The sequence below is a fragment of the Paraburkholderia antibiotica genome, assembly GCF_012927125.1.
Taxonomy (GTDB): Bacteria; Pseudomonadota; Gammaproteobacteria; order Burkholderiales; family Burkholderiaceae; genus Paraburkholderia; species Paraburkholderia antibiotica.
Genome location: NZ_JABBFZ010000019.1, coordinates 38959 through 52460 on the forward strand (window position 1 = coordinate 38959; position 13502 = coordinate 52460).

Consider the following 13502-nt stretch of genomic DNA (forward strand, 5'->3'; position numbering starts at 1 on the left):
CCTGTGCTCTCCGTTACTGGTTCGCTGTTCGGTTATTCGCCACCCATGCCGGCAACGCGGCCGCCGCCTCGTCGATCGCGGTGTCCCATGCGTGTTGCCGATGCTGCCGGAAAATTTGCGCGACCGCCGGATACCACGGCGAATCGGACCGATCGTGCAACCAGCGCCAATCGCCGTCGAACTTCAGCAGCAGCCAGAACGGCTTATTCAGTGCGCCGGCGAGATGCGCGATGGCCGTGTCGGCCGTGATCACGAGGTCGAGATTGCGGATCAAGGCCGCGGTATCGGCGAGATCGCGGACCTCGTCCGTGAGGTCAAGCGGCTGCAAAGCAGCGGGCAACTCACGCCACGCCGCCCGTTGATCCGGCGCCTTGCATAGCGAGACGAACGACGCGCCAGGCACGTCCAGCAGCGGCCGATACAGATCGGCGGGCGAATCGATCGCGCTGACAATGCCGAGCTTCGGCCGATCCGCGGGCAAGCTGCGATCGAGGCGGTTCTTCCAGCGCTTGAGTTGCGTGGACGGCACGCGCAGATACGGCAGCGCCGCGGCGAGATGGTCGAGCGTCACGTCGAGCCGCAGCGGCAGACTCGTCAGATAGCACCAATAGTCGGCGCGTTGCAGATCGACGTGCTCGTCGGTCGACTTGAGCGTGTCGATGTCCGGTATGCCGTCGAACAGCGGTTTGATCTCGGGCGGACAGACGAGCGTCAGTTGTGCGGGACCAAGCGCCTTGAGCTGCGCGAGAAAGCGCACGAACTGGATGGCTTCGTCGAGGCCGAAACTGTAATCGCATTGCACGATCAGCGCTTTGCCGTCGATCGGCTCGCCCTGCCATTCGGGCAGCACGCCGGCGAGCGCCGAACGGGTCATGCCGGGCCCGCGGCGCGCGGTGAAGTATTCGTAGTGCGGCCACGCTTCGCGGTAACGCCCGAGTGTGAGCAGCGCCATGCCGAGAATCAGCCGGCCGGCCGCTAATTCCGGTGCCAGCGCGTAACCGCGCGACGCCGCCTCGACCGCTTCGTCGAGGCGATTCAGCGCCATCAATGCGCCGCCTTCGTGGCAGTGCGCTTCGGCGTCGCGCGGGTCGAGTTCGACCGCGCGGCGAAAACTCGCCAACGCCTCTTCCGGGCGCTGCGTCGCCATCAGCGCAATACCCAACGTGCGATGCGCGATAGACGAATCCGCCTGAAGGGAAACCCGCGTGCGCAGATACGCCTCGGCTTCGCCAGGTCGGCCCAGGCTAAGCAACAGCGAGCCGAGATTGTGGATCGCTTCGACAAAATCCGGCTTGATTTCAAGCGCGCGCCGAAAGCTGGCTTCGGCCTCGGCCACGCGGCCGCTCATCAGCAGCAGATTGCCGAGGTTGTAGTGCGCGTGGACGAGATCCGGCCCGAGTTCGATGGCCTTGCGCACGCACGATTCCGCTTCCTTACGACGATTCGTGCGCAACATCACTTCGCACAGATTGTTGTACGCGTGCGCGAAGGTGGGGCGCAGCACAATCGCGCGATGCAGACACGCTTCCGCCTCGACGAAGCGGCTCATGTTCAGCATCAGCGTGCCGAGGTTATAGAAGGCTTCGCCAAGCAACGGATCTTCGACAGTCGCGCGGCGCAGATGCTGCTCCGCCTCGTCGAGGCGGCCCGTGCGTATCAGCACGTCACCGAGATTGTTATAGGCGGCCGCGAAATCGGCCTTGCGCGCGACGGCCACGCGAAAATGCCGCTCCGCTGTCTCCAGCTGATTGCCGTACAACGCGGCGAGGCCAAGGTGATATTGCGCGAGGGGGAAGTCGGGGCTCTTTTCATCGACGGCGCTCAAACAGGCTTGCGCGCCGGCGACGTCGCCCGCTTCCAGCAACTGCATGCCGCGTTGGCAGAGCCCTTTTTCGCCGGCTGCGTCCGTGCTCATTTTCTCTCCTTGTTGTAACGGCCCTTTTCGTGCGAGCCTTCTCGGGTCAAACGGGAAGCATCTGGCAGGTGCTTACGCGATAGCCGGCAATGCGAATAGCTCGTCGATGGCGTCGCCATACGCCTTGATGTTGGGCGCGTAGTCCGGCGCGAGCGTGTTCAGAAAGGCCCGCGCCGTTTCACGGTAGCGCCCGACATTCGCATCGTGCTCCGCGAATGCATGCAGCAGCGCGCGGCCGCCCTCCTCGCAATCGAAGTCGTGATAGCGGTAGCCACACGCGCCGATCATAGACGAGTTATGCACGAGCGGATAGCCGCCATGAAGTGCTTCGTAATACAGATAATTCTGTGCGTTTTCCCACTGATGCGCGACGACCACGTCGACGTAGCGCGTCATCATCTGGTGGAACGGGAAGCGGCCTTCGAAGGTCGCGAGTCCATGCTTGAGGATGTCGAGGCTTTCGGCGAAGGCCGCAAAACCCGCCTGCGCTTTCTGCGCGAGCGTGCTGTAGACCCACACGTGCTCGAGCGCCTCGGGATTGCCCCGATGCGCCGCTTCGCAGCAGAGCATCGGAATCTGGCTCGTCTTGACCATGCAGATGTTGGGCTCGAAGATGCCCGCGCGCCACCGGCGCCGGCCTGGCTGGTAGCCGAATGCGTCGCGCGCCTGCGGGTCGCGCGCAATCGCGCGGTCGAGCACGAGCGGGCTCCAGATGTGCGGCACGATACGCACCGGCACACGCATCGCGCTGCGATAGTAAGGCGCGCAGATGTGCTCGTATTGCGGTAGCGTCCATACTTCGTGATACGACGCACGGCTGATCAGCAGTGCGTTGGGGCGGTCGAAGATCATCCGCTCGATATCGATCACGTAGTCGTTGCCGACGCGCATCGACACGATCTTGCCGCCGCGCTCGCGAAACGTCGCGATCCATTCGCGGCCCAGTTGCGCACTCATCTCGATCATCACGTCGAGCTGCGTGGCCGCGGCGTCCATCGTCATCACGGGTACGGGCACGTCTTCGACGAGGCGCTTCGCCTCTTCTTCGCTGCCGTCGCCGCCCATCACGATGTAGACCTCCGCGACCGACGGCAGATTGCGCAGCAGCATCGCGAGAAACAGGCAGTTCTGGAAGATGCCGTTTTCCCACAGCGACTGGCCGCCCTTGCGCACGAACAGCGAGACGCCGATCTTCAGATTGCGCGGCTTTTCGCCCGGAACGTTCATTGCGCCTCCCCTGCTGCCGCGGTGTGATTGGCGAGTGCGAGAAGCCGCTGCGCGTAGGCATCGAGATTAGGTTGCGCGAACGGATTCACCGCGTCGAAGACGGCTTGCGAACGCTCGCGATAGCCGGCGAGCAGCGCATCGTGCTCGCGGAAAGCGCGCAGCAGTTGCGCGCCACCCGCGGCCGCGTCGAAGCCCGGGTAATAGTAGCCGGCCGCCGCGAGCCACGGCGAGTTGTGCACGAGCGGGTAATCGCCGTACAACGCATCGAGGTACGCGTAGTTCTGATCGTTCTGCCATTGATGCGAGACGACCGCATCGGCGTGCTGCCCCATGAAGCCGACGATGTCGTGACGCCCGTGAAACCGCGCATGGTGATTGCGCACGAGATCGAGCGAATTCGCCAGATACAACATTGTTGCGTGGTCTTTCATGTGCAGCGTGTTGAGCACATGCATTTCGCGCACGCTCTGCGGATCCGCGCGCCATGCCTCGTCGCAGACGAGCATCGGAATGCTGCAGCATTTGACGACGGAGACGTTCGGCTCGAAGATCGCGACGCGAAAGCCCTGCCCGGGGACACGCCCGTTCTCGCGGTAACCGTAATGCACGCCATGTCGCGCGGCCTCGGCCATGCGCGCTTCGACGAACTCCGGATGCCAGATGAACGGCACTTCGTAGACCGGACACCGATGCATCGTGCGCATCATCGGCATCAGCGAACGGTCCTTCGGGAACAGCCACACCTCGTCGTATCGATCGGGACGCGACGCCGGCGCGGGACGGTCGAACACCGCCGGCTCGACGAGCGCGGCATACGGTTGAGCGTGGCAATAGAACACGACCTTACGGCCGCGCCGCCGCATCAGCTCGAGCCATTTGCTATCGAGATTGCCGCCTGCCTCGATCACGATATCGACCAGGTCGGTCGCTTCGTGCTGATTCACGACACGCAGCCCTTCGACCACGGCGGCGGCCTCGGATGGCAACGCGCCTTCGCTGCCCACGTCGATCAGTACGACCGATTCGACGAACGGCAGGCGCTGGCATAGCTGCGCGAGAAAGACGACGTTCTGGCCCAGCCCGTTCTGCCAGATGTTTTGGCCCGCGCGGCTCAGAATCGAAATGCCAATCCGCATGGAGTCCTCTCCAAAGTTTGGGGGCCGGCGTCCGTCGTGCAACGGAACTGCCGGCCCCCGGAACGCCACCCTGTCAGGCGGCAGGTCTTACCACTGGTACGACGCGCCCACGCCGACTGCCGTGCCGCCACCGCTGATACCGACACCCGCCTTCATCTTGATGTTCTGCGTGATGCGTGCGGAGCCGCCGATGGCCATCGCCTGGTAACCATTGTAGGACGCCGAGCCGACACCGATCGACAAAGTACGGCCCGGGTCGACTTCCGGGATCATCGCCAGCGCCGTGGCGGCCGCTACGCCCGAGTAGGCATTGCGTGCAACGTCGTTGATCTGGTTGTTGACGCTGCCGATCGCGCTGTTCAACTGGCTGACGTTAGCCGCGTCGGTCGGTGCGACACCCGGCGCCACGTTGGTGATGCGACGTTCGTTGCCGGCCGAACCGACCGACACCGTGTTGTCTTCCGTCGCCATCGAGCCCGCGCCCAGCGCGACCGAGTTGTTGCCCGTCGCCGTGGCGCTCGCGCCCACCGCCACCGAGTTGTTGCCGCCGGCGAGCGAGTTCGCACCGACAGCCACGGTCGGATCGGCCGTTGCCTGCGCGTTGTAGCCGACCGCCACCGAACCTTCGTAGGTTGCGCTGGCGCGGAAACCCACCGCGGTCGTGTTAGCCGCGGTCGCCTGGGCGTTCGAGCCGTACGCGGTCGAGCCGGTACCGTCGGCCGTCGAGCACAGACCCGAGGCCGTCGAGTCGACGCCGTTCGCCGACGTACAGGCCGCTGCGTCGACGTTGGTGATCGTCTGACCGTTACGACCCTGCGTCTGCACGGTGCCGTTCGTGTTCATGCCGCCGCTCAGCGTGCCCGAGAACGAGTCACCCTTCGCGTTGGCGGTCTGCACCATGTCGACGAGCGGCGTGACCGACGACACCGTGGTCGACAACGAGCTCACGCTGGTCGACAGCGAAGCGAGGCCGGTCGAGGTCGTGCTCGACAGCGTGGCGAGGCCGGTCGAAGTCGAAACCGACAGCGTGTCGAGACCGGTCGACAGCGAGGCGACGCTCGTCGACGTCGAGGTCGACAGCGTATCCACCGTGGTCGACAGCGAGGTCACGCTGGCCGCCGCGTCGCCCATGCTCGTGGACAGGCTGGCGAGCGAGCTGTTGGTCGAGACCAGACCGGTCGACAGCGACGACAGACCGCTCGAAGTCGACACCGACAGGCTGGCGACGTTGCTGTTGGTCGTATCGATGCTGGTCGACAGCGAAGCGACGCTTTGCGAGGTCGAGGTCGACAGGTTGCTCAGGTTCGTGTTCGTCGTGTCGATGCTGGTCGACAGCGAGGACAGACCCGAAGCCGTCGACGACGACAGGCTGCTCAGGTTGGCGTTCGTCGAATCGATGCTGGTCGACAGCGACGCGGTGCTCGTCGAGGTCGAGGTCGACAGGCTGTCGAGGTTGCTGTTGGTCGTGTCGATGCTGGTCGACAACGATGCAGCGCTCGTCGAAGCCGAGGTCGACAGGCTCGCCACGTTGCTGTTGGTCGTGTCGATGCTGGTCGACAGCGATGCAGCGCTTGTCGAAGCCGAGGTCGACAGGCTCGTCACGTTGCTGTTGGTCGTGTCGATGCTGGTCGACAGCGAAGCAGCGCTCGTCGAAGCCGAAGTCGACAGGCTCGTCACGGTGTTGTTCGTCGTGTCGATGCTGGTCGACAGCGAAGCGACGCTCGTCGAGGTCGAGGTCGACAGCGTAACGACCGTCGTCGACAGGTTGAAGATGCCCGTGGACAGCGAAGCGACGCCCGTCGACAGCATGTTGATGCTGTCCGAGGTCGACAGCGACAGGCTGCTCAGGTTGCTGTTGGTCGTGTCGAGGCCGGTCGACAGCGAACCGAGGCTGTCGGCGGTTGCCGTGGACAGGCTGCTCACCGTGCTGTTGGTCGTGTCGATACCAGTCGACAGCGAGGCGACGCTGTCAGCCGTCGCGGTCGACAGGCTGCTGACCGTGCTGTTGGTCGCGTCGACGCTGGTCGACAGCGAAGCGACGCTCGTCGAGGTCGAGGTCGACAGCGTGTTGATGCCCGTGGACAGCGAGTTCACGCTGTCGGCCGTCGCGGTCGACAGGCTGCTCACCGTGCTGTTGGTCGCATCGATGCCGGTCGACAGCGAAGCGACGCTCGTCGAAGTCGACGACGACAGCGTGTTGATGCCGGTGGACAGCGAGTTCACGCTGTCGGCCGTCGCGGTCGACAGGCTGCTCACCGTGCTGTTGGTCGCGTCGATACCGGTCGACAGCGAGGCAACGCTCGTCGAGGTCGACGACGACAGCGTGTCGATACCCGTGGACAGCGAGTTCACGCTATCGGCCGTCGTGGTCGACAGGCTGCTCACCGTGCTGTTGGTCGCGTCGATACCGGTCGACAGCGAGGCAACGCTCGTCGAGGTCGACGACGACAGCGTGTTGATGCCGGTGGACAGCGAGCTCACGCTATCGGCCGTCGTGGTCGACAGGCTGCTCACCGTGCTGTTGGTCGAATCGATGCTGGTCGACAGCGAAGCGACACTCGTCGACGTGGAAGCCGACAGACCGTCGATCGCGGTCGACAGCGACACCGTGGTGGTCGAGGTCGACGTCGACAGGCTCGTCACGTTGCTGTTGGTCGTATCGATGCCGGTCGACAGCGAAGCGACGCTCGTCGAGGTCGACGACGACAGCGTGTTGATACCCGTGGACAGCGAGTTCACGCTATCGGCCGTTGCGGTCGACAGGCTGCTCATCGTGCTGTTGGTCGCGTCGATACCGGTCGACAGCGAAGCGACGCTCGTCGAGGTCGACGACGACAGCGTGTCGATACCCGTGGACAGCGAGTTCACGCTATCGGCCGTCGTGGTCGACAGGCTGCTCACCGCGCTGTTGGTCGAATCGATGCTGGTCGACAGCGAAGCGACACTCGTCGACGTGGAAGCCGACAGACCGTCGATCGCGGTCGACAGCGACACCGTGGTGGTCGAGGTCGACGTCGACAGGCTCGTCACGTTGCTGTTGGTCGTATCGATGCCGGTCGACAGCGAAGCGACGCTCGTCGAGGTCGACGACGACAGCGTGTCGATACCCGTGGACAGCGAGTTCACGCTATCGGCCGTTGCGGTCGACAGGCTGCTCATCGTGCTGTTGGTCGCGTCGATACCGGTCGACAGCGAGGCGACGCTCGTCGAGGTCGACGACGACAGCGTGTCGATACCCGTGGACAGCGAGTTCACGCTATCGGCCGTCGTGGTCGACAGGCTGCTCACCGTGCTGTTGGTCGAGTCGATGCTGGTCGACAGCGACGCAACGCTCGTCGATGTGGAGTTCGACAACGTGTCGATCGTGGTCGACAGCGAAGCCTGGCCGCTCGAGAGCGACGACGAAACCGACGTCGACAGGCTCGCGACATTGCTATTGGTGGTGTCGATGCTCGTGGACAGCGAAGCCACGCCCGTCGAGGTCGAAGCCGACAGCGTGTTGATGCCCGTGGACAGCGATGCAACGCTCGTCGACGTCGAGGTCGACAGCGTGTTGATACCCGTGGACAGCGAGCCGACGCTATCGGCCGTCGCGGTCGACAGGCTGCTCACCGTGCTGTTGGTCGTGTCGACGCTGGTCGACAGCGAAGCAACACTCGTCGACGTCGAAGCCGACAACGTGTTGATGCCCGTGGACAGCGATGCAACGCTCGTCGACGTCGAGGTCGACAGCGTGTCGATACCCGTGGACAGCGAGTTGACGCTATTGGCCGTTGCGGTCGACAGGCTGCTCACCGAGCTGATGGTCGTGTCGACGCTGGTCGACAGCGAAGCGACGCTCGTCGAGGTCGAAGCCGACAGCGTATTGATACCCGTGGACAGCGAGCTGACGCTATCGGCCGTCGCGGTCGACAGGCTGCTCACCATGCTGTTGGTCCCGGCGATGCCGGTCGACAGCGAAGCAACGCTCGTCGAGGTAGAGGTCGACAGCGACACGATACCCGTCGACAGGCTGGCGTTGCTGGTGCTCAACTGCGAAACCGTCACGGCATCCGTCGCTGCCGAGCCGTCGGCAAGGTTCGTGATCCGGCGCAAGCTGCTTGCGCTACCCACCGACACTTCCGAAGTCGGCGCGGCCTGTGCCGTCATATAGCCGGTGCCGGTCGGCGCAGCCGCACCCGTCGTGCTGCCCGCGCCGATCGCAACGCTGCTGCCGTATTGGGCGCTCGCGCCCGTACCGATCGCGATCGCGTCGGTCGTGTTGCTGTGTGCCGCCGAACCGAGTGCGATCGATCCATTCGACGAAGCCGTCGAATTCACGCCGAACGCCAGCGCGCCGTTGCCGTTCGCAACCGTTGCGCTACCGATGGCAACCGCACCGTCGCCGGTCGCGGTTTCGGCACGGCCGATCGCGACTGCGCCGCCGGCGCCCGTGCTGGAATTGGCGTTGGTCGCCGCCGAGCCGATGGCCACGTTCTGGCCAGTCGCGCCCGCGACCGAGCTATCGCCCTGTGCGATGCCGTACGCGCCAAGCACCTTAGCCGAGTGACCCAGCGCGATGCCCGACGTCCCGTTGCTCGAAACCGTCGACTGCGCGCCGATCGCAATCGCGTCGGTCGCGGCAGCCGTTGACTGCGTGCCCATGGCGATCGTGTCGGTCGCGCTTGCGGTTGCATAAGTACCGAACGCGAACGAGCCCTGGCCCGACGCGGTCGAGTTGATGCCGAGTGCGGTCGCGCCAGTGCCGGACGCGACGGCGCCCCAGCCCTGTGCGTTCGAACCGATACCGGTGGCTTGCGAGCCGCAGCCCGTCGCGAACGAGTTCATACCGGTTGCGAGCGTGTTGCCGACGCCGTTGGGCGTCGCCGCAGTACCGGCCGAGACGGCCACGTTGCCTAGCGTCTGCGCGCCCGTCCAGTTGTTAATACCCGAGGTCTGACCCGTGCCCTGGTTGACCAACGTGCCATAGCTCATTGCGGTTGCTTGCGAACCGAAGCCGTACAGGCCGCCGGTGAAGTTGCCGTCAGTGCCATAGATCATCGACGTGGTGCTCGAGCTGCCGGCCGGCGAGAGCATGCCGCAGTCGATTGCGCCCGCCAGCGCAACGCCGTTAAAGCCGGCCGCAATCGTGTTCTGATACGTATAGCTCGAGGAAGCGTCCCTTGCGGAGTTGTTGGCGTTGGCCGATACATAACCGGCCAGAACAGGCTGCACCACTGCTCCACCCAGCCCCAGTCCGAGGACGATTGATAGTGCCACGCGCGTCAGCGAACGGCGTGCCTTGCGCTCCGAACGACTGGACTTGCCTTTAGCCGAGTCGAGTTCGCTGATCGCTACCCACGCGTTGAGCGCTTCGTTGTAGACGGTGCGATAACTTTTATTCATTTTACAGACCCCAATGGTGCCGAGTAATGAACAGGCGACTCCGATACGGAATGGAAGTACCTGGCTCTTGGTTCGACGCGGGCTGTTTGTGAGCTGCGTCACCGCTTCGTATTAATCCGAAGCCTGTACGCATAATCTCAATAAAGGCGAAATCTCAACATCTGACGCGTACTAATCAGGAATATCCGATGCTAGTACGAGTACTAATCGATTTTTACTGCCTTTTTATTGGTCAGAAAGGCGTTTCTCACGCCCTTTTTTGGTGAAAGATTTTATAAATCTTAACGATTATAAAAATTGATCAGACGTTGAGGTCTACCAGCTCTCATTCCCGTCCCATCGGCGTTCTACGCTGAAATGTCCCTCAAATCGAGCGAAAGAAGAGATATCTATCTCTTTTTCATTCCGCTTATCCATAGACGTATCACCCAGAATTTTTTTAGTGATACAATGTTTAAATTCATTTAAATTTTATTCGAAGATTGACTCTATTAGTCACATCTGATCCGTCCTATTCTTCTGAATGAAGACGAAGTTCCTCGATGCGGTAATTTGTCGCAATTTAAAAAGCGGTTTGGCGGTCGCTGAATACTTCGCCGCGTTGTACGGCAGCGTGGTAGTCCCGCAGTCACGTGCGCACAAAGGAGCGCAGCAACACTCAGATAGTTGTCAGCCACGCGTGCGATGCACAACCGCAGATCGTCGCTAACGAAATACAAGTTTCGGATACCGAATCATTTCCCATAGCGCAAGCGAAAGCATTCGCTTCACTTGCCCTTACCCCACCATCTGCTCCGCACTCGCCTCGCGCAACGCCGCGAGCACCATCGACACCGCCGCGTTGTGCGGCTGCGCGGTCAACACGCCAATCCGCTGCACCGCCGTCGATAACTTCAGCGGCAACTGCTTCAGCTCGCCATTCAGATCCGTTTCGCCGCGCCGCAATGGCGTCGACACGAACAGGCACGGCACACGCCGCGCCACCGCGCATTTGGTCAGATGCGAGGTCGACTCCATCAACACGTGCGGCACGGCTACGCCGACATTGGCGAACTCGACTTCGAGCGCGATGCGCATCGGCGAACCGGTCGGCGGCATGATCCACGGGTAAGCGGCCGCGTCGCGCCATGTAATGCGACTGCGTCGATGCAGCGGATGAAGCTTCGGCGCGACCACCAGAATCTCGTCGTTGTATAGCTCGGTGACGGTGAAGCCCGAGGTCAGCGCGACCGGCTCCAGTCGACAGACCAGCATGTCGAGTTCGCGTCGCTGCATCAGCGGCAGCAGATGGTCGAGCGTGTCTTCCGAGAAATTGATCTGCTGCGTCGGCGCGAGCCTCGACAGATATTCGATCACGCCCGGCAGCACGCGCATCGAGATATACGGCAGCATGCCGATCTTCAGCGGCAGACTGGTGCCGCGCTTCAGCGCGTCGAACGCGGGCTGCACCGTGCGCAGATCCGTGAGGATGCGCGCAACGCATTCGAGCATCGATTCGCCATACGCGGTCGGTGCGACGCGCCGCGACGTGCGCGCGAACAGCGGCAAGCCGAGCGTATCTTCGAGTTCGCGCAGCCACTTCGACAACGCCGGCTGGGTGATCGACGCTTCCTCGGCGGTGCGCGCAAAGCTGCGATAGCGGCCGAGCCAGTCGAGCGTTTCCAGATCGCGAATGCGCAGCTTGCGCAGCACGTGAGGCAGATGTTCGATGCGGCTGCGGTCCGCACCGGGCGGCGTGACGGCCGGAAGCGGCACGGTCGGCTTTTTCGGGGTGGCCATCGGCGTCCTTTGATTCATTACCGTACGGTTATTGATCGACCTTCATCTTTCATCGAATCGTATCGCATATTGCGACACAATCGTTCACCCATCCGCCGCCCGGTGGCTACGGATAACAGACAGAAGTTGTGGAGACAAATGGTATGAGCGATCGAAAGAACCCTGAGGCCGACACGTCGGCTGCACCCACGAACGACGGCAGACGGCATTTCCTCAAGGTAGCAGGCGCAGGCGCGGCGATCGCTGCAACCGGCATCGCTCGGGCCGCGGACACGGCGGCACAACCGGACACTGCCGCGCAAGCAACGCAGGCCTCGCGCGTCGCGCCAGAAAGCGCGCCATCCGGCTACAACATTCTGTTCATCCTGACCGACCAGGAACGCTACTTCGATACGTGGCCGTTTCCGGTGCCGGGCCGCGAAGCCTTGCGACGCGACGGCATCACGTTCACCCAGCACCAGATCGCCTCGTGCGTGTGCTCGCCGTCGCGCTCGGTGATCTACACCGGCCAGCACACGCAGCACACCGGCGTGCTCGACAACGCGGGCGTGCCGTGGCAACCCGACATGCGCACGGACATCCGCACGATCGGCCATATGATGCGCGACGCCGGCTACTACGCGGCGTACCTCGGCAAATGGCATCTGAGCGGCAGCCTGCACGAAACAAGAAGCCCGTACGACGCGCCGGTGTCCAACTATCACAAGAAGATCAAGGAGTACGGCTTCGACGACTACTTCGGCGTCGGTGATCTGATCGGCGAAGTGCGCGGCGGCTACAACTACGACGGCATCACGACCGAGTCGGCGGTCAGCTGGATGCGCACGCGCGCGCCGCAACTCGCGAAGGAAAACAAGCCGTGGTTCCTCGCGGTCAACCTCGTGAATCCTCACGACGTGATGTTCGTGAATACCGATCCGCCGGGCTCCGAATTGCAGCGCGCCAATACGATGATCATCGGCAACGCGCCACCGCCCGAGGACGCGCTGTATCAGCAGCACTGGAATCATGTGCCGCTCGCCGCGTCGCGCCGTCAACCGTACGACGAACCGGGCCGCCCGCCCGCGCACGGCATGTACAACGACGCGCACGTGCATCTGGTCGGCCGCTTTCCGTTCACCGACGAACGCGTGCGCGTCTATCAGAACAACTACTTCAACTGCATCCGCGATTGCGACACGCACGTCGTGCGTCTCCTGCAGACACTGAAAACGCTCGGCCTCGACGACAAGACCATCGTCGTGATGACGGCGGACCATGGCGATCACGTCGGCGCGCACCAGCTCGTCGACAAGGGTGCGACGACCTACGCGCAGCAGAATCACGTGCCGCTCGTGATCCGTCACCCCGCCTATCCGGGCGGCAAACGCTGCGAAGCGTTGACCTCGCACGTCGACATCACGCCGACGCTGCTCGGCCTCACCGGTCTCGACGCGGGACGTTTGCAGACGATCGGCGGTGACACGCTGAAAGGCCACGACCTCGCGCAACTGCTCGCCAAACCGGAGCACGCGCGTGCCGACACCGTACGGTCCGCGGCGCTCTTCAACTACGCGATGCTGCTCTACTACGACAGCGAATGGATGCTCAAGGAGTTCAAGACGCTGCACGAAAAAGGCGTGCCCGAAGAGGAAATCCGTCGCCGCGCGCTCGCGCAGCAACCCGACTACCGCTTGCGCGGCACGATTCGCAGCGTGTTCGACGGACGCTATCGTTTCAGCCGCTATTTTTCGCCGCTCGAATTCAACCGCCCCACCACGCTCGAAGCGCTGTTCGCGAAGAACGACGTCGAAGTCTACGATCTGCTCAAAGACCCCGGCGAGATGCACAACCTCGCGGTCGATCGCAAGCGCAACGGCGAACTGCTGCTCGCGTTGAACGACAAGCTTAACGAAACGATGGATCGCGAAGTCGGCGAAGACAGCCCGGACGTGATGCCGATCCGCAACGGACAGGTGCAGATCCAGCTCAGGGAATCGATCTGAGCAGGCGCCGGCTGGTTGCCGCCGTTGGGAAAAGAAACGGCGACCAGTCGGCGCGAATGGATCACCCGATCCTTA

6 protein-coding genes are annotated in these 13502 nt (G+C 63.1%); 1 reads left to right on the forward strand and 5 read right to left on the reverse strand.

The genetic code is table 11. From position 1 onward, the window contains the following. Nucleotides 1-13: 13 nt before the first annotated feature. The 5 genes from HHL14_RS25530 to HHL14_RS25550 all read right to left on the reverse strand — a co-directional run bounded on the left by HHL14_RS25530 (nt 14) and on the right by HHL14_RS25550 (nt 11442). A complete protein-coding gene (locus HHL14_RS25530; RefSeq protein ID WP_169500368.1) occupies nt 14-1915 on the reverse strand; it encodes a tetratricopeptide repeat protein in 1902 nt (633 codons plus the stop codon). 72 nt (nt 1916-1987) lie between these two features. Next, the gene (locus tag HHL14_RS25535; RefSeq protein WP_169500369.1) at nt 1988-3142 is read right to left on the reverse strand and encodes a DUF2827 domain-containing protein; all 1155 of its coding nucleotides are present in this window, start codon (nt 3140-3142) and stop codon (nt 1988-1990) included. Further along, nucleotides 3139-4278, reverse strand: coding sequence for a DUF2827 domain-containing protein (locus tag HHL14_RS25540; RefSeq protein WP_169500370.1), 1140 nt, complete (start codon nt 4276-4278; stop codon nt 3139-3141). Before HHL14_RS25540 ends, HHL14_RS25535 begins: the two co-directional genes overlap by 4 nt. Nucleotides 4279-4365: 87 nt before the next feature. Further along, complete coding sequence (locus HHL14_RS25545; RefSeq protein ID WP_169500371.1) at nt 4366-9663, reverse strand: YadA-like family protein; 5298 nt, start codon at nt 9661-9663, stop codon at nt 4366-4368. Nucleotides 9664-10440: 777 nt separating this feature from the next. Then, nucleotides 10441-11442: a LysR family transcriptional regulator gene (locus HHL14_RS25550; protein WP_169500372.1), complete on the reverse strand. Its 1002-nt coding sequence runs from the start codon at nt 11440-11442 to the stop codon at nt 10441-10443. Nucleotides 11443-11585: 143 nt separating this feature from the next. Between HHL14_RS25550 and HHL14_RS25555 the strand changes: the two genes are divergently transcribed. Then, on the forward strand, nt 11586-13427 hold the full coding sequence (locus HHL14_RS25555) for a sulfatase-like hydrolase/transferase (RefSeq protein WP_169500373.1): 1842 nt from the start codon (nt 11586-11588) through the stop codon (nt 13425-13427). Nucleotides 13428-13502 lie beyond the last annotated feature (75 nt).